Source organism: Citrobacter sp. TBCS-14, assembly GCF_005280805.1.
In the GTDB taxonomy this organism is placed as follows: Bacteria; Pseudomonadota; Gammaproteobacteria; order Enterobacterales; family Enterobacteriaceae; genus Citrobacter; species Citrobacter gillenii.
Genome location: NZ_SZWM01001020.1, coordinates 106,128 through 125,611, shown reverse-complemented (window position 1 = coordinate 125,611; position 19,484 = coordinate 106,128). Strand labels below are relative to the sequence as shown.

Annotated in this window: 10 protein-coding genes and 1 pseudogene; 4 read left to right on the top strand and 7 right to left on the bottom strand. The window is 50.2% G+C overall.

All coding sequences use genetic code 11. The annotated features are described in order from the left end of the window. Positions 1–276: 276 nt before the first annotated feature. Complete coding sequence (locus FDX22_RS23285) at positions 277–1,206, top strand: LysR substrate-binding domain-containing protein (protein WP_096755815.1); 930 nt, start codon at positions 277–279, stop codon at positions 1,204–1,206. 45 nt (positions 1,207–1,251) lie between these two features. Here the strand turns inward: FDX22_RS23285 and FDX22_RS23280 are convergent, their stop codons facing one another. The 6 genes from FDX22_RS23280 to pgaA all read right to left on the bottom strand — a co-directional run bounded on the left by FDX22_RS23280 (position 1,252) and on the right by pgaA (position 8,193). Then, a complete protein-coding gene (locus FDX22_RS23280; protein ID WP_096755814.1) occupies positions 1,252–1,524 on the bottom strand; it encodes a GNAT family N-acetyltransferase in 273 nt (90 codons plus the stop codon). Positions 1,525–1,535: 11 nt separating this feature from the next. Beyond that, on the bottom strand, positions 1,536–1,766 hold the full coding sequence (gene yjdI, locus FDX22_RS23275) for a 4Fe-4S mono-cluster protein YjdI (protein WP_115257549.1): 231 nt from the start codon (positions 1,764–1,766) through the stop codon (positions 1,536–1,538). Between the two features lie 105 nt (positions 1,767–1,871). After that, positions 1,872–2,372, bottom strand: a complete 501-nt coding sequence (pgaD, locus tag FDX22_RS23270; RefSeq protein WP_135911450.1) for a poly-beta-1,6-N-acetyl-D-glucosamine biosynthesis protein PgaD — start codon at positions 2,370–2,372, stop codon at positions 1,872–1,874. Continuing rightward, entirely contained in the window at positions 2,369–3,703 is a 1,335-nt protein-coding gene (gene pgaC / locus FDX22_RS23265; RefSeq protein WP_016246533.1) for a poly-beta-1,6-N-acetyl-D-glucosamine synthase, read from the bottom strand. Before pgaC ends, pgaD begins: the two co-directional genes overlap by 4 nt. Further along, on the bottom strand, positions 3,700–5,721 hold the full coding sequence (gene pgaB / locus FDX22_RS23260) for a poly-beta-1,6-N-acetyl-D-glucosamine N-deacetylase PgaB (RefSeq protein WP_146717853.1): 2,022 nt from the start codon (positions 5,719–5,721) through the stop codon (positions 3,700–3,702). Before pgaB ends, pgaC begins: the two co-directional genes overlap by 4 nt. A 9-nt stretch (positions 5,722–5,730) precedes the next feature. Next, a complete protein-coding gene (pgaA, locus tag FDX22_RS23255; RefSeq protein ID WP_117343806.1) occupies positions 5,731–8,193 on the bottom strand; it encodes a poly-beta-1,6 N-acetyl-D-glucosamine export porin PgaA in 2,463 nt (820 codons plus the stop codon). A 793-nt stretch (positions 8,194–8,986) separates the two neighbouring features. Here pgaA and FDX22_RS23250 point away from each other — a divergent pair. The 3 genes from FDX22_RS23250 to FDX22_RS23240 all read left to right on the top strand — a co-directional run bounded on the left by FDX22_RS23250 (position 8,987) and on the right by FDX22_RS23240 (position 19,024). After that, positions 8,987–12,529 (top strand): inverse autotransporter beta domain-containing protein, encoded by a 3,543-nt coding sequence (locus FDX22_RS23250; RefSeq protein WP_146717852.1) that lies wholly within the window; start codon positions 8,987–8,989, stop codon positions 12,527–12,529. Positions 12,530–12,950: 421 nt separating this feature from the next. Further along, the gene (locus FDX22_RS23245) at positions 12,951–17,306 is read left to right on the top strand and encodes an autotransporter outer membrane beta-barrel domain-containing protein (RefSeq protein WP_146717851.1); all 4,356 of its coding nucleotides are present in this window, start codon (positions 12,951–12,953) and stop codon (positions 17,304–17,306) included. Positions 17,307–18,004: 698 nt separating this feature from the next. Next, on the top strand, positions 18,005–19,024 hold the full coding sequence (locus FDX22_RS23240; protein ID WP_146717850.1) for a ParA family protein: 1,020 nt from the start codon (positions 18,005–18,007) through the stop codon (positions 19,022–19,024). A gap of 268 nt (positions 19,025–19,292) precedes the next feature. Here the strand turns inward: FDX22_RS23240 and FDX22_RS31925 are convergent. Next, positions 19,293–19,409, bottom strand: a pseudogene (locus FDX22_RS31925) (Arm DNA-binding domain-containing protein); the annotation flags it as partial. Positions 19,410–19,484: the final 75 nt, after the last annotated feature.

Genomic DNA, 19,484 nt, shown 5'->3' with positions numbered 1-19,484 from the left:
TGAATAGTATTTAATAATGAGAGCAAAAACGTGCTGTAGTGCAATCTTTCTCTTATGACCGCTGCTCTTTTAGACATTATTCAGTCATCCGGGAAATAAAGCGGGATGCTGCACGGATAGCGGCCTGCAACTAAAAGACAGAAGTGTGATTGCCTTCAAATCAAATGTGAACCTAGTGTTAAATTCTGTTCAAAACTGGTTGCTCTGCATAAGGATTACAAATACATTCAACAATCATCGTATGGCAGGGAGTAGACGAGCCCGAGGGGAGAGAGGATGAATTCAATTTTTACCGAGGAGAACCTGCTGGCGTTCACCATGGCTGCGCGCTACAGCAGTTTTAGCAAGGCCGCCGAAGAGCTGGGTTTAACCACCTCCGCCATCAGCTACACCATCAAGCGAATGGAAACGGGGCTCGACGTGGTGCTGTTTACCCGCAATACCCGCAGCATTGAGCTAACCGAGTCCGGGCGTTATTTCTTCCGCAAGGCGACCGACCTGCTAAACGACTTCCACGCCATCAAGCGCAGTATTGATACCATCGCTCAGGGTATTGAGGCGCGGGTGCGCATCTGCATTAACCAGTTGCTCTACACCCCGCAGCATACCGCGCGGCTGTTGCAGGCCCTCAAAAAGCAGTTTCCAACCTGCCAGATAACCGTGACCACCGAAGTGTATAACGGCGTCTGGGATTCCATAATTAATAACCAGGCCAACATCGCCATTGGCGCGCCGGACACATTACTGGACGGCGGCGGAATTGATTACACCGAGATAGGGGCGATCCGTTGGTCGTTTGCCATTGCCCCGGATCACCCGCTGGCGTTTATGCCTGAACCTATTTCAGAAAGTCAGCTACGGTTGTACCCAAACATCATGGTCGAAGACACCGCGCATACCATTAACAAGAAGGTCGGCTGGCTGCTGCACGGGCAGGAGTCCATTCTGGTCCCCGATTTTAATACCAAATGTCAGTGCCAGATCCTCGGCGAAGGTATTGGCTTTTTGCCGGACTACATGGTGCGTGAGGCAATGGAGAAGTCGCTGCTGGTGACGCGTCAGATCCATAATCCGCGTCAGGATTCACGCATGCTGCTGGCAACCCAACACTCGGCAACCGGCCGGGTCACTCAGTGGATTAAAAAGGAGTTTGGCCCACACGGGGTTCTGACGGGGATTTATCAGGATCTGCTGCATCGGGAATGAGATGCCGGATGACGGCGGCGCCGATCCGGCCTACAACTGCGCATATCAGGCGCGGATATCGTCATACTCGCGGGTTTTATCAAACTCATGTTTGGCAAATGGACACAGTGGAATAACCTTGCGGTTTTCGGCGCGCATTTTCTCCACCACCTTTGCCACCAGCAGTTTACCCACGCCCTGACCTTTCAGACTCGGGTCGACATCAGTATGTTCAATAATGCTCAGATGCTCGCCAGTCGGCACAAAGACGATTTCAGCGACCTGGTTGCCCTGCGCATCATTCACATAAAATTTGTTATGGCCTGCAAGAATTTCCATGGTTCCCTCACTTATTTCTGACGGTATTTCAGCGCACCGCTTGGGCAGGTATCGATAACCCTGATAACCGTGGCAACATCAACTTCATCAGGAATAATCCACGGTTTACGCTTGAGGTTGAACAGCTTCGCGCTGCCGCGCACACAGTTCCCCGAGTGCTGGCACATTGTCGTATTGAAATAGACGTCGATCTTCTCACCGGTATAGGCCCGGTAGCCTGCATCCAGTAGTTCCTTATCCATGACATTGCCTCAGTTATTTTTATTGTACCGAGTCTAATCATAGTCCGATGCAGGGTTGAAGGATGTAACAGGCGGCACAAATTGTCTCATGCCGCCTGAGGGTCATTATTTTGCGTCTTCAGACTCGAGCGTTCTTTCCGACAGCATCGTCAGCATGGCCGGCGTGGGCGGTGGCAACCGGTTATCGGCAATGTGCTTGTCCACATCGACGTGACTGATTTCACCATTCTCATGGTGATGCACCGTCAGCACCCTGGCTTTGTTGAGCTCTGTTACCAGTTCCGGGGTAATACGCATGCTTTCTGCCAGCTCATGATGTTCAAGCCCAGGTCTGCGGTTGCGTCGTTCCACCCGAAAACGGTACTGGTTGTACTTCGCCCAGCCAATCAGCACCAGTCCGTTGATTAAGGCGACCAGCATGTAAAAAGTCACCGTATCCAGGGTGGTGAAAAACGGCCGCACGCCCATATACGGTGAGTGCGCCAGTGCGGTAATCAGCCCTTTATAAATCAGGTACAGAAACCCAACCCAGGCAATCAGCGTCAACAGCACGTCAATTATGCGTGGCAGGAGACGCCGCTCGGTAAAGATCAGTGGCTGGTTCATGGTTCGATCCTCCCTATTCCACGGTCAGGGCTCACCCAGCGCGCGCGCCCGCGTTTGCGTTTGAGCATCACTTTGGGGAACGCCACCAGCGTGGTAAACAGGCTCAGCATCCAGTACACCACCGGGAACCAGATAATCCAGAACAACGAGGCGCCAATGCCTTTTTCATAGCGTCGTTCGATCATCAGGCTCACGGCAAACTGCAGTAAACAGACCACGCCGAGGATGAGTCCGGTAAAGGCTGGCGGGAACAGATGCTGCACATATAACGAGTCAGGCATCGGCATGATCAGCCCTAACACGAACAACAGGATGCTGACCGCATAGGCAAACGACCAGGCGGTCGAAAAACAGAACTCGAGGAACAGCGGCCACATGCGGCGGAATTCCCACGACCACAGGCGGCGCATGTTAACAATAAACACCTCAGCCCCACCCTGCGCCCAGCGCAGACGCTGTTTCCACAACCCTTTTAAGGTTTCAGGCATCAGGATCCAGCACAGCGCCCGCGGTTCAAAGAATACCGACCAGTGGCGCAACTGCAGCTTCCAACTGATGTCGATATCTTCGGTGATCATGTCGGGACTCCAGTATCCCACCTCAGCCAGCGCACGACGGCGAAACGCCGCAATCACGCCGGAGACGGTAAAGATCTGCCCATAGACTCGCTGGGTACGCTTGATAAGACCAATGATTGACGAAAACTCGCCGACCTGCACGCGGCCGATCAACGTGGAACGGGTACGGATACGCGGGTTCCCGGTTACCGCCCCCACACGCGGGAACTGGATCAGCGGGGCCACAATATAGGCCACCGCATCGCGATCCAGTAGCGCATCACCGTCGATGCACACCAGATAATCGCTACGCGCAGCGGCTGCACCGGTCTTGAGCGCCAGCGCTTTACCCTGGTTTTCAGCTAAATGAATCACCCGCAGGCTGGGGTACTCAATTGCCAACTGTTCCAGCACGTCGTGCGTGTCGTCCGTTGAACCGTCGTTAATGGCAATAACTTCAATGTTCTTATAGCGCTGTGCCATCGCGGCACTGATGGTTTCGCGGGCGTTGATCCCTTCGTTAAAGCAGGGGATCAAAATCGAAACCAGCGGATTTCCTTCCAGCGTCGGTGGCGGCGTGTCGTCTCCCCATTTCCAGTGGCGCTCACGGTAAAACCAGAAGTACACCCCACCGCTTATCCACAAAGCAGACATGAACAAGGGCCAGAAGAAGACAAAGTTCAGCATCACTTCACCCGTAAAGATGACAGCCACGCCAAACGGCAGGCTGAACATCAGGCAAAGTATCAGGAAAGCAATAATGCGATCGGTCATTTTTGCGGGTACCAGTATGATGAGAACGTCGAGCGAATCTCTGACATCTCGGGTTTGTCGCTGATGAAATCATCCGGGTAATAACCGTAGTTACCTGCACCGCTTAATTTAAGCTGGCGCATCCATTCGGCTATCTGTTTACCGCTGATTTCGGCCTGTTCGCCGGATTTACGCCAGTCGCGTGCCTGCAGCTCAAACACGGTCTTATCCAGCGCGCCTGGGGTCTGCGCAACGGCATTCACCAATCTGTCGAGCCAGGCATTGGCATCATTGGCTGGAATATTCTCCATCAATGGCATCGCCATCGGTGCAGTCCAGTCATAGGTATTGAGGAAGTCATTCAGGTTTTGTGCAAACCAGGCTTCACTTTCTGGCTCCAGTACCGGCATGGCGTAAATATTGCGCGCCGTTTGTACCTGCGGGCCACGAATATTACGCACCGAACGCGTCAGTTGCTGGGTAAAGTCGATCAGCATCTTACTTTTCAGGCGAGTCCAGCGCTCAAACGCCTGCGGATCGTTACGGATTTTCTCAATGCTGTCCGGAAGGCCCGCAGCGCGGTAGGCGGCTAACGCATCCGGCGAGGCATCTTCGAAGTCCGTCAGGAATGCATCATCATGGAACAATATGCCTTTGAAGCTGGCGTGCTTCGCCAGGTCTTCATAGATCTCGGTAATGCGCTGACGCGCTTCGCTACTCCAGGGAGACAGACGCACATACTGTTCGTGGTTAATCGCACTGCGTCCGGTTTTCGGATCCCATGCGGTGACACGCGGAATAGACGCATCGAGATCGAACGCCAGCACCGGCATCCAGGCATAAACCGTCACGCCAGCACGCGTTTGTAATTGCCAGGAGATGTAGTTAAAGAGATCGGCACGCATCGGCAGCCAACGGTTAGGGAAATAGAGTTCGCGAATATTCCCGTCGCCTTTGGGGTCGGCATACGCCTGCAGGAAGACATGTGAAATGCGCATGTCGTAAACACGCTGGATCAGCTTATCGATGTTTCTCTTCTGCTGGGCAGGATCTTTGTCATACACGTAATCCAGATCGACATGCATCACGCGCATGGTCTGCGGTTCACGTACCTGAGCGACCTGACTGGCAAAACGCTTAAGAGAAGGGTTATCTGAGATCAGTACACGCGGAATATCATCAAGGAACGCCGCATTCGCCAACCCTTCGTTGAGCGTAAACGCCATTTTATAGCCGTGCTCTTTGGCCAAATTCAACGTCGTACCGTTAGCAGCACCGTACGGCCACACCCACGCACGTGGCGATTTCCCGGTTACAGACTTAATTTTGTTGGTGATCAACGAGATATCGGTATTAATGCGGCGAGTGTACTGCTCATCCGTTTCATACGTACCGGTTTTCTTGTCATACAGACGGTTCGCCACCGCCGGTTCTTTACTGCCCTGCGGGTTCGCCTCTGCGCCGAAGTGTGAGTTCCAGGTATGCGCCCCGACTTCCACCAGCGGCGATTTGCCCATTTCCTCAACCATCTTCCAGGTAGCGAACTTGTCTCGGGCCGTCATCAGGCCACCAAAATCCACTTTTTTGTTGGCAGGGGCATCCACCCAGCTTCCCACCGGCGCCCATAGCGCAGGCCAGTTGTAGGCTTTTAGCAGCGGCCAGACGCGGGTATAAAAGCTGCTATAGCCGTCATCAAAGGTAAGTAAGACGGCTTTTTCAGGCAGCACGATTTTGCCGTCATGGGCATCGAGAATTTGCTGCACGCTGATCGGGTTATAGCCGTTGTCACGCAGCCAGCCGATCTGATCGCTCAGCGCACTGGTACGTACAGAAAGATAGCGTTGGTCCGCTGCGCCATCCTCAACATCGTGATAACCCAACACCAGGAAACTATTTTTTGGCCACGGATGGTCCGCCGTCAGCTCGGTTCTCTCTCCTGGAGGAACATAGCGAGGCGTCGTATTGTGCGCGCTACTACACGCGGTGATCATCAACCAGCCAGCGATGAGTGCGCTAAGCCACAGGCATCTTTTCAGCATGTTCTATCCTTAAAACCTAACATTCAAATCGAAAGCGAGGGAGATATTCCGCTCACGTTTACCGTCGTAGGGGCGTTTATCCCACATCAGCATCACCCCGCCATCCACAACGTTATTCCATTTAAGCCGCTGTCCGTAACCTAACTGAACTATTGCACCGCCATCTTCGCCTTGCTGCCAGTAGTTACCCACACCGCCCACGCCTTGCTGGGTCCAGACCGTGTCATAGTGTCGGTAAAGGACCTGCTCCGCGCTCAAGCCAGGTACCACAGAGAAATCGCTTTTGGGGTTGTAATACGGCACATTTTCTTTGGTGTTGGTACTGCCACCGATACCCGGCGTGAAGTCCAGCGTAAAGCGCGGCGTCGTCCACAGGCGCTCTTTTCCACTCAGCCCGTACTCAATGCGATCGTTACCATCCGAGAAATGTGATGCGGCAAACGACAACTGATATTCTCGTCTTTCGTTTTGATACCAGCGGACAAACATATCTCCACCGTTGGCGTACACGCCGCTACGCAATGCGCGTAGGGGCGTATTACGTGAAAGACGCTCCGCCGAACCGCCGACGCGCCAGTTATCGTTGAAATCATGCCAGCCAGAAAGACGGCCACCTATTTTCTGACCATCGCCATAATTACGACCTGAAACTTCCATTTCAGCCCAGTAGTCACGGGAGGTCCATTCCGCACCGGCCGCCAGATCGCGGCTAATGCCCTTACCTTCTTCAAATTCACCAGTAGCGAAGTTGAATCCAGTAAACAGTCGCCAGTTGTCATTGATCGGTGGGCTGTAAATGGCGGTATTGATATTGAAGTCATTCTTACCGCTGACCGGGCTATCAGAGGAGATCCCCTGCGTGCCGCTGATCCGCAGTTCAGACATTTTATGCACATCGCGAATGCGCGCGAGACGCAGCGTTGCCTCATCATCCGGGCTACGAGCGATGACATCATCAGTCAGTTCATCGGCCTGCTTCCATTCCTGGAGATCCAGCGCCACATAAGCCTGCTGACGCTCCAGTTCCAGGTTGCTTGGCTCGATCACTTCCGCAAGCTTCAGTTCTTTTTCGGCGGCATGCGGCAAACCGCGGGCTTCGAGTACGGAAGAATAGAGGATACGTAGCCCCTGGTTACCCGAGCCAGTACGCGCCAGATGTTCCGTCAGCTTTTCGGCTTCGGGCAGCTCATTAGCGGCAATGTGATATTGCGCGAGTAGCGTCTGACCAAGCAGCCAGTTATCGTTAGGCTGCGGCGTAGGCGAACCATAGATCCGTCGCAGGTACGGGCTGTCTTTGATTAACGCATCGACCTGTTTTTTGGCATCAACAAAGTTTTCATTATCGATATGCGCGTAGAACAGATCCTGTTGATCTTCAGGGCTAAGCGGCGTAACGGGTATCGGCCCGTTCGGATAGTAGATGCTCATCAGCATCGCTTCGGTTTTTTCCGGCTGACGTTCACTTAACCACGCGGAAGCCACCCAACGTTTTGCATAGTTGGGGACTTCGCCTTCGGCTGACAGTGATTCGTATTCGGTAATAACGTCAGCGGTACGCTTGCGGACCAGCAAGGCCCCCATACGGTCTATTCTCGCACGACGCACATCGCCCTGGGCTGCGGGATCATCTTTCCAGGCAGCAAGCAGTTGGTCATAGCGAGCAAGGGCTTTGTCCGCCACGATAAAACGTTCTTCTTCATTGCGCGCGGTCGTATACGAAGAGCGCACCTTTTCGGCTGCGGCATCAAGCGCAAGGCGACGCTTCACGGGATCGGATGTGGGAACCTCTTCCGCCAGTCCCAACGCAGGTTCGGCTATGCGGTTGGCTGCCAGCGCGGACAACAGCGTTGATTTTGCATTTTTGTTACCCGGATCAACGTCAACCGCCTGACTGGCGACAAGCAATGCATCCCAGTTTTTATTCTGCGAATGGTACACGTAGGCAAGCAGGGCATCGGAATCGGCTCCCGGATGCGCTCGCGCCCATTTATTCGCCTCGGTCAGGGCTTGTTGATTGTAACGGGCATCGGCCAGCGTCATTATCCAGCCGGTACGAACATCCGCGTTATCAGGCTCTTCCTGCAACACGCTTTCCCAGATAGCTAAGGAATCATTCCAGCTTTTCTGATTGCGATACGCACGCGCAGCGGCAACTTTACCGCGCGCAGGCACATCCATCTTCCCGCGATACTGCTGCCAGATAGCAATTGTTGTTTTGTCGTTGTTATCAACCCAACTGGAGACTTGCAGCCAGTCGGCAACCTGATTGGGCGTGAGCGCGCTTTTCTTTCCCTGATCTTCAAGGTAGCGCAATAGTGGCGCGCTATTACCCCCTCGCGCTTCAATAATCAACGCATCATAATCTGATACTGCCGCAGAGATTTGTAGGGGGAAAAGAACGCTGGCCGTAAATAAACAGCTTACAGACTTAAAGCGTGTAATGAATTTGGCATGTCGACGCATACTGAACATATCTTCCCTTATATCTTACACCAGAGTAAAAATAAGCGTTATCAATAGGTTATCGTCACTCCCTGACGGTTGCCGACCATGTAAAAAAACAGTGCCGCTTATTTAGCAATGTGGTTGTAACCCATTTAATTCTTTCGTCTTATTGACGACCAGCACCTCATCCACTAGTACAAGGAGGAGATCAAAAACTCATGAATTTTAACACTACGCGAACACGGTTGCTACGCGATAGGAAAACTCTTAAGCAAAAAAAGTATTTTAGACCATGTTCTCCTAATACTCCTGGGATTGAACACTGCGTTTCGGTTAATTTTGGCGGCAAAACCATGCCATTGCGGATAATATTTCAAAAAAATATAAGAACGTTACGTAACTGTTTGCCTGTTAACTAACTTGGGCGGTAGACAGAGAGATCTCTGAGATGTCTCTACCGGTCAGCATGCACATCCTACGAATGCGCCGACGTCGGTCAGGTCAACGCGGCGTATTATGAATGACGGTAGAATACGAACAGGCAGATTAATTTCCTGATAATTTTTATTTGCAGTGTACGCTCATGGTTAAAATACAGACACCAATATTAAACTCACCACTATAAAAAGAAAAGTATTTTTACAGCATCCGTTATTTAAACGTTCGACATCATAGCCAACCCAGATCCGCATAATGTAAAAATATCCAGTTAACTGCGCGATGAACAGCTCTTGAATTTTTCCACTAAATACATATATTACGCATCCCGTTCAGTACATGGAATAACCTTTAATTTTTTTAATTGATATTGGAGTTACGAATGTCAAATAAGAAAATTTCGCGGAACAATGGGGCAACAGGCTCCGTTAATAAGGTTGTCGCATGGTCAACAATCGCTTTACAGGCTCTGTATCCAGCCCTTCTCAGCTTCACGCCGACCATCAGCCATGCTTCAGCCGTTAAGGCATCGCAGGCCGCAGCTGAGCAGCAAGAACTGCGCGGCCTGTCTTCCCTCGCCGCACAGGCTGGCAGAAGCATTGAAAACGGCCATGCGGGCAGTTTTGCTGCCAATACCGTCTCGGCACAGGCAACGAAGGAGGTGGTAGAATGGCTGCAGCAATACGGTAATGCGCGTATTCAACTCAACGTCGATGACGCATTCTCGTTGAAAGATTCTGCGTTCGATTTCCTTTATCCGTGGGTTGATACAAAGCAGCATGTTTTATTTAGCCAGACATCGCTTCACCGTACCGATGACAGAACCCAAACCAATATCGGCATGGGTTATCGCTACTTCACGCCGGATAATTCAATGCTGGGCGCGAACTTATTTTATGACTACGATTTAAGTCGGCATCACGCACGTATGGGTGCAGGCGTTGAGTACTGGCGAGATTATTTACATGCAGGCGCGAATGCTTATTTAAGATTGTCAAAATGGAAGGATTCCCACGATCTGGGCGATTATCAGGAACGTCCGGCTGATGGCTGGGATATCTATACCAAAGGTTGGTTGCCGTCATATCCGCAACTGGGTGCATCGCTTAAATATGAAAAGTATTACGGCAAGAATGTCGGCCTCTTTGGCAGCGATCATCTGCAGGAAAATCCATACGCCTTTACGGGCGGGATCAGCTACACGCCGGTTCCGCTGGTTACGCTTTCTGCTGAACACAAGCAGGGGCAGAGTAATACTCATGATTCACGCTTCGGCATTGAAATTAACTATCGCCCCGGCATCCCGCTGGCGAAGCAACTGGACGGCGATAACGTTGCGGTGATGCGCGAAGTTCAGCACGGGCGCTACGATTTTGTCGAACGTAATAACAACATTGTTCTGGAATACCGCAAAAAATCGGTTCTGAAGATCCGCCTGCCTGAAAGCGTGCAGGGGGAAGGTGGCTCCGTTATTCCGGTGACTATTTCGCTGGATAAATCCCAATGGGGCATTCAGTCGGTAGAGTGGAACGATAGCGCATTTACCGCCGCTGGCGGGCGTATTTCCGGTAGCGGCACGTCATGGCAACTGACGTTGCCAGCGTATACACCAGGCGGTACCAATCACTGGCAGATCGGCGCAACGGCGCGAGATGTTAAAGGAAACGTCTCTAACTATGCGGTGATGAACGTGACAGTGACGGGGAGTTCAGCCTCAATCGGCACAATGGATTTTACATTAAACGGCGAGCATCAACCGATCATCGCGGCTGATGGGCAGTCGCAGCATCCGGTTACGTTGGTGCTAAAAGATGCCAATGGTAAACCGTTAACAGGGCTTGCCCATGACATTGAGTTGTCATTGGCATTTACGCCTGACGCACAGCAAAGCCGTGAGCGTTCGGCACAGGCACCCAAGCTCGGTGAAGTACAGGAAACCCGTTCCGGGGTGTATACCGCGACGTTGACGCCGGGTTTAACGGCGGGTACGGCACGCATCACCGCTAAAGTCCTGGGTAAAACAGAAACTCTGACGGTAAAACTAAAAGCGGTTTCCGCCGAGGCGGCAAAATCGACGTTGACGGTAATGCCCATGGAACAGATCGTTGGGCACCCGATTAGCCTGACGTTAGAGGCAAAAGATAAAGACGGGAATGCCATTACCGGCGACGACAGCTTACGTTTTTATGCTGTTTCAGCCAGCGGCGAGGTTCGTTTTACTGCCGTAGAAGAGAAAGACGGCGTGTACCGCGCTAAGGCAACATCTGAACTGGCTCAGGCGACACGCATTGGTGTGGCATCACAAAAACATGATTTCTCCGGGCTGGAAAAACAAGCCACCTGGATTGCCGACAAAACGCAGCCGGTGGTTCAGGCTTTTAACCTGACCAGGGACAATGCGCTGGCGGATGGCAAACAGAGTAATGTCGCAGTCGTTACCCTGACCGACCGTTATGGCAACGCGCTGTCCGGATACACGGTTACCCTGGCGTTACCGCCACAGGTCAAGATCGCGAATGGGGAGAACGTTGTGAAGACCAATGCCAAAGGTGAAGCAACATTCTCACTGATCAGTTCAACGCCGGGAACATATGAGATTACGCTAAGCGCGGGGAACATCAGCTCATCACTGCGCGTAACATTTGCCTCTTCAATGACGGGCGCAACATTGTCTCTGGCAGCCAAAGACAATGGCGCAATCACCAATATTGCTGCAAACGGTCGCGATGGCGCCACGCTTGAGGTAAGGCTCAACAATACCGCCGCGTCGGTTGAAGGACAGAAAGTGGAGCTTATCGTAACGCCGCAAGGGCTCGTATACCCGGACAAAATCACCACCAATAAAGACGGTTACGCAACGGTGACGTTAACCACGGTTAAGGCGGGTAATTACACCGTGAAAGCCATGGCTACAGACGGGCAACAGAGTATTGAGTCCTCGAGCGTTGAACTGGGCTTTGTACCTGATATTAACAGCGCTGTGCTGAATTTGACCGCACCAGCAGAGAGCATCGCGGCGAACGCATCAGCTAAGCACGAAATTCAGGTACAGGTTGTCGACGGTGAAAACAACCCATTTAGCGGTGACGTGCGCCTAACCAGCGAACCCGCCAGTGGATTAAAACTGGACCAGTCCGAACTGACATTGGATGAGAAAGGAATGGCATCAACAACCTTTGTTGCCGCAGAGGCCGGGCGCTATCAATTGCAGGCAACCTTCATCAAAGAGGGTAAACGCGTTACGGCGAGTAAGGCAGTGGAGGTGGTATCGGATCTGCAAAATGCAGTCTTGACGATCGAACCGTCAACCACCTCAGCCATAGTGAGTGATGTGGATAACGTGGCGTTTACCCTGCATCTGAGCGATACATCGGGTAACAACGTCAGCAACCGTAAGCTGAAAATTACGGCCACAGGCCCATCGTCACGCGATCCTCTGCAGATTGATAATACGCTTGTCACCACCAATGACTCCGGTACTGCGACCGTGAATGTCCACGGCCATAAGGCGGGTCGTTACACGCTGACCGCCACATTGGCTGAACACGGTAGCAACGTCTCGGCAAATGCTTCGCTGACGCTGAATGCTGATGCCCAGAATCCGGTACTCACTCTGGAGCAGGATCCTGGCTATGCCGTTGCCAACCTTGAACCGGTAGGCTTTATGGCCCGATTGCAGGATAAGTTCGGTAACCCGTTAAACGGCAGTGTCGAATTTAGCGCGGGCAGCAAAGCCCAACCCAGCAGCGGAACCTTTACGATGACGCCGGATAAAACCAACTTTACGTTAGGAAATGCCTACTCACAGCTGAGAACGGATACCGCTGGTGAAAGTTGGGTGAGGGTGAAGGCAATGACGGGAGATAAAACGCTGGAAAAAGAACTCACCGTCTGGGTAGTTGAAAACCATAAACCGAATTCCTGATTCGGGATATACACCGGAGATAGCCGCGGCTCAGCGGCTATCTCCCTTATCTATTTATTCAGCCCTCTGAGGCTCTGGACTGTAATAGGTTTAACACGCTCAAATCCCTCCTCGACGCCCCCTTACCCTGTTGATCTGAAAACGCCCATCAATATAATAAGTGGGGCTGGAAATAGCGATAAAACCTCAGGTAATATATTTACAGACTGAAGACTACGCTGTCAGAATTAATTTATCACGTAACAAACTATGCAGGGAGACTTAAATCTACTATCCGGCATGGCCGTTTGCATAACATGAATAACACATAGCATATATCATCAATTCGGAGTCTTACATTTTCACTCTCAAAAATGTAACCCGATAAATATTTTACCCCAAAAATGTTAAATTTTTATTATGATTATTTTGCGGAGAGCTTATGAACAAAATATATCAGATAAAATGGAGTAAAGTCCGTAATTGCTGGTGTGTGTGCTCAGAGCTTGGAAGGAAGAATACGAAAAAAAAGTCCAGGGCGTTATTAGCTGGTGCCGTAGCGTTATGCTCATCGATGGCCTTGGCTAATGATATTGATGTAAGCACAGATAACACCGTTGATTTTGGCACAGGCAACCAGTCCATTAATTACCATATCAATGTAAAAGACAATGCCAACCTGGTGATCAATGCACCGGACTCGCGTCCCCGCCTGACCTTCACATCAGGAGGCGGGCTGGATATTACCCAGGGAACAGTGCGTATCAACGGTGAACTGAACATTCTGCTGAAAGGCACCGGTTACCTTAACGTCTCTAATGCAGGCAGTGAACTCTACGCTGACGACTTATATGACAGCGCGTCAGATAACTGGCGAACGGGCGGTTATTTTAACGTGTCTGATGGCGGTAAGATTCATGTTAAAGGGACCAGCCGCCTGACCTATGAAAGGGGAAACGTTAGCGGTGAGGGTAGCCAGGTCAATACACAAACATTCTTTATGGGTGTATTCAAAAGCTACGGTGGCGATCAATTCCTGTCAGTTAATAATAAGGGGGAAGTTAACGCCAGTGATAAATTAAGTCTCGGGTATTACAATCAAGATTCCAATACCACATTGGTCGTATCCGACATGGGGAAGATCTCTGCCCCTGAAGTTAGCCTAAGTACAAACTCAGAATTAGCATTAGGCGCTCAGGAAGGTGAGAAAGCGAAAGCTGCCGGGATTATTGACGCCAAGAAAATAGAGTTTGTTTGGGCGGGTACGGACAATAAAAAAATCACCCTGAACCACACCAGCGATAACGCCAATATATCAGCGGATATATCAAGTGGCAGCGAGGGGCTGGGTTATATTAATGCACTTAACGGCACAACGTTTCTGTCTGGGGATAACTCAAAATTTAGCGGTAAAGTAAAAATTGCCAAGAATGCCACACTTGGGGTTACGCAGAACCTGGGAACCGCGAATATCAGCAATAGCGGTAAACTCTTGCTGAATGCCCAGGACAACATGGCGTTTACCAATAAGGTTTCGGGGAATGGCATTATCTCCGTCGGCACCGGAAATGTGGCGCTATTGGGTGATAACACCGCCTTTAAAGGAAAGATCAATGTTGAATCGGGCGCCGTTGCGAGCGTTTCTGATCAGAAAAATCTCGGTTCTGCCGGGTTATCCGTTGCCGGGACGCTGCAGCTCAATAGTACAAGCGACTGGTTGTTTAACCACCAGATTGCTGGCTCTGGCATCCTGGAGGTCGATACGGGAAACCACGCTTTCTCTTTTAAAAACAGCGCGGTGACATCCGGATTTACGGGTGCTCTGGCGTTACAGAATACGACATTCAACCTGCAGGGAACCAACGCCGATGCTCTTGCAAAAGCAGGGCTAATTGCAGGAAAAGGGAGTGAAATTTCACTGGGAACGGGCACACAGTCCATTGGAAGCCTGGCCTTTTCTGGCGGAACCATTGCGTTTGGTAACATTACCCCCGGCATACACCACACCGATAAAATGGTGAATGTCAAAGAGGAGTTAGACCTGACGGGGTCTGGTGCTGTGCAGGTGAATCCTGTGGGCGTAGTGGACGCTATAGCGCAAGATATTGATACCGGTCTCTCTTTAATGGAGCAGGAAGACGCCAATGCAGAAATTAAACTGGTGTCCACCCAGTCAGGAACCGGTGTAACAGGTGACGCCGGAAACCTGCAACTGCAGGATCTAAACGGTAACGCGATAACAGATGCTGTTCAGCATGACATTAGCCAGAACGGACAGGTGGTAGCCAAAGGAACTTACGACTATCGCCTGACCAGCGGGAAAAACCATGATGGTCTTTATGTAGGCTACGGTCTGACGCAGATTGAACTACAAGGACAGGGGCAGAATGCACTACTGCTGGACGCCAACGGAAAAACCGGGGCGGCTGCGGAATTAAGCTCTCGCCTGAGCGGCTCCGGGGATCTGGCGCTTGACAGCCAGAAAGGCCAGACAGTTTCACTTTCTGGTCTGAATAATGATTACACCGGCCTAACCGATTTGCGCAGCGGTAATCTGCTGATGCTCAATGATAATGTACTGGGTCATACGTCAGGTCTTCAGATGGCAGAAGAGACCGTTCTGGATATGAATGGGCATAGCCAGACGATTGGGCAGCTAACCGGCGCCGTAGGATCGGTTCTGAATATTAATGGCGGTAGCCTGACGATTTCTAACGGCGGAACGTCATCAGGGACATTGGCCGGCAGCGGTAATCTCAACATAGATAACGGCGTCTTTAATGTGAATGGCAGTAATGCGTCCTTAAGCGCAACAACGACCATCGCGTCCGGCGCAGAGGTCAAACTAGATAACGTTCAGGGATTGGGGGCCGGGAATATTATTGCCGATGGTCATCTCAACCTGAATACCGTTGAGGGGAAATTGTCCAACAACCTGAGCGGCAAGGGTGAAGTTTCATTCAGCGAATCTAACGTCGCTCTCGAGGGGGATAACCGCGGGTTTAGCGGTCACGTTAAACTGGATAAAAACACACAATTAGTTGCGTCAGCCGCCGGCCATCTCGGGGGAGCAACCATTCACAATCAGGGTGACTTGATCCTTAACAGCATGGATGACTGGACCCTGCAAAACCAAGTCGATGGCAGCGGTAATGTCATCAAGCAGGGCCAGGGTACTATCACGCTGACCGCGAATTCCGCCTATACCGGCACTACGGATATTCAACAAGGGGGGCTGATACTGGGTCAGGAGGATGCGCCGGTTACGCTGGCGAGCCAGCAGGTCAATATTTCTTCTGCCGGTATGCTCTCAGGCGCGGGAACAGTGTCAGGCAGTATCCATAATGCCGGATTGTTCGTTGCCGGAAATGGCGCATCAGGTCGCTTTACTGTTGGCGGGAATCTCTCTAACCAGGGTGTGATATCTTTGGGGAATAGTGGGCAGTCCGCCGGCAACCAGCTGATTGTTGAGGGGAATTACCACGGCAATAATGGCCTGATTAATTTTGATACTGTTCTGGGGGACGACCGTTCGGCCACCGATAAGCTTATTGTAAAAGGTGACACCACTGGCAGTACTCAAGTAAGTATCACCAATGCAGGGGGCCAAGGTTCACAAACTCTGGAGGGGATTGAGCTTATTCATGTAGATGGCCGTTCTGAAGGTGATTTTTCTCAGAGCGGGCGTATCACTGCGGGCGCTTATGATTATTCATTGGTTCGGGGCCAGGGGGCTAACAATAGCCACTGGTTTCTGACCAGCCAGTTGATTAAACCTGAAAATCCCGAACAACCGGTTTCGCCCACAGAGCATACGCTTCGCCCGGAAGGGGGAACCTATACCGCGAACCATGCGGCAGTAAATACCCTGTTCAACATGAGGCTACACGATCGCGCGGGAGAAACGCAGTACACAGACATGTTAACCGGAGAGACAAAAAACACCGCTATGTGGATGCGTCAGACAGGGGGCCATCATAGTTGGTATGACGGTAGCAGCCAGCTGCGTACTCAAAGCAATCGCTATGTGATGCAGCTCGGCAGCGATATCGTGCAGGGCTCAACTAACGGGCGTGATAGCTGGCGTCTCGGGATCATGGCCGGGTATGGCCATGATAATAATCAGACCCGCTCATCAGCCACGGGTTATACCTCGCGAGGTAGCGTCAATGGCTATAGCACGGGTCTTTACGCCACATGGTATGCCGATAACGTCGATCATAACGGTCTGTACCTCGACGGCTGGGCGCAATATGGATGGTTTGATAACTATGTAAAAGGTGAAGGACTGGCTTCTGAAGCCTATAAATCCAAAGGTCTGACGGCATCTGTTGAAACGGGGTATACCTTTAACGTTGGCGAATTCTCCGGTAGCCAGGGAACCGTTAATGAGTGGTATATTCAGCCGCAGGCGCAGGTTACCTGGATGGGGGTCAAATCTGATGACCATCGAGAGGCTAACAGAACGCGTATCGAGATGAACGGCAACGGTAATGTTCAAACCCGTCTTGGAGCCAGAGCCTACCTGAAAAGCGTTAATAAAATGGATGAGGGCAAAGGCCGTGAATTCCAGCCATTTATTGAGGCTAACTGGATTCATAATACGCGCAGTTTTAGCACGAAAATGGATGACGTTAGCGTCAGCCAGGAAGGTGCGCGTAATCTGGGAGAAATTAAACTGGGTGTTGAAGGCCAGATTACACCAGATTTAAATCTGTGGGGTAATGTGGGCGTCCAGATGGGAGACAACGGTTACAACAACAGCGCGGCAACGTTAGGGCTGAAATATCATTTCTAATCGGCCCGCAACAAGAGATAGCCGGGGTGTTTTTGCAAGCACCCTGGCTACTGCTGCTTGCACGCCTATTATCTGATTCATTCATAATCATTTCTACGTTAGCCAATACCATGCCAAGGATTGATGAATATCACTCATAGTCTCTATCCCCCTGCTGGTGATTATCCGTGGCGATTCAATCACTATCTAATGAGTCAGCAATTCTGGCTTTGTCCCCCCCCCTTTCCTCGCCTATGATTTCGCAGTGTTGTTAGCACTTTTTTGCTAATTCGCATTACCTCTCGCAATCTTGTTATAGCGTTTAGCAGTGGAGTAATTTAGCCACTGCGCTTAGCACCAATCCGATGCTGCCATTTATGACACCTTTTAGTTTGTTGTGAAGATGCTCGATTAAATTTTTCATGACTGTGTTCGCTTGGCCTTCAAATCATGTGCAGAACAAAGACGGAATTATTAATAATCCGATGAACCTTAGAATTTTTAAATAGGTTTCCAAAAGCTCTCTAAAAAGGATATGGAAATGAATTCATAATAATTGACGTAACTAGCTGATATAAATAATTTTAATAAGACTTAGAAAAATTAACCCCTTGCGATAATGAAACACCAAGTCCAAAAAGACACCTTTGCGTCCAAAAAGGACTTCACATAGTCCAGCTGAGACGCTATAGTATTTTCTCATACTTAGGAGAGTAATCATGCTTACTTATGCTTTTTGGAACAATAAGGGTGGTACCGGTAAAACCAGCTTGGCATTTCAAGTAATTACAAGATATGCTGAAACTCATCCAAACGAGAGGATTTTGGCGCTTGATCTGTGTCCTCAAGCAAACTTATCTGAACTCATGTTGGGTGGAATGAATGCCAATGGCAGTGAAAAATTACTAGCAAGGCAAGGTCTTGTTCCTCGTTGTTCCATCGGCGGTTATTTTCAGACTCGCTTACCAGCACCATATTCTCCACCGGTATTCAATGCTTTTGATTACATAACAACTCCTTCCGCTTCTAACCGTGACATTCCCGGTAATATTAATTTGATATGTGGCGATCCATTGCTGGAATTGCAGGCAAACGCAGTGAACACCTTGGCAAACCAGAATATTCCAGGCACAAATGCGTGGCTTGCAGTAATTGACTGGTTAAAGGATTTACTGTCACAACTGAGAACCACTTATGATGTGGTCTTCTTGGATTGTAACCCAAGTTTTTCATTCTATACTCAAATTGCGTTAGCAAGTGCTGACAGACTGATTTTACCTGTAATGGCAGATGACTCTTCCAGAAGAGCAATATTAAATGCTATTTCTCTGGTATACAGTTTAAAACTACCATCTGAAATTTATACTTCCTATATGTTTTCGACAAAGTTAGAAGCTGCCGGCAGGCCCTTACCTAAGATTCATCAGATCGTACAAAACAGGTTAACTCAATATATGGGTGATGCTTCAGCATACGCGGCTGTACTTCATGCAATAAGAAAAGATGTTCAAGATCTTATAACATCTCATCCTCACTTATTTACGTTCAGTAACGTAACGGATGGGTTTTCTAGCGTACGTGATTTTCAAACGACAGGAGTCATTGCACACGCTAAAGGGCAACCTTTCTCAAAAGTTAAGGCAGGTAAACAATCTATCAATGGCCATAGAGTTCAGGTGAAAGCTGATTATTTAGATAATTGCAGAACTGCTATTAATAATCTTACTTCACGATTCTAAAAAAAGGCCCAAAATGGGCCCTTAAATTTTTATTGTTTTCTGACGCTGTGCTTTGTAATGATTTAATTCCATTTTTATCTACATTGCATTATCCCAGCGCCGACAGCAGATTCACGTTCAGATCTAGACTGGCCCCGTAGTTCAACGATTAGATAATGGTCGGTTGCGGCGTATCAGCTGTCAGGCTTGTCGACAGCGGACCCAACGGTGCCAAAACGCAAACTGCCCACTTATTCAGTTTGCCCTCGTGTTTCTCCTCCACTCAGCGGCGATAACGGAAACGCCACTCTTTCGATCCGTTCGGCTCGATGAGCAGAGAGAGGCCATTGCCATCGTTGAGTTCACGCGACTTAGAGCGCCTGATTTCAATGTCTGTGAGGGGCATTGTGTATAGTTCCAAAGTGTAGATCGCGGGCTATAGGCATTGTATATACATAAATGTATAGATTTGAGTAGACGT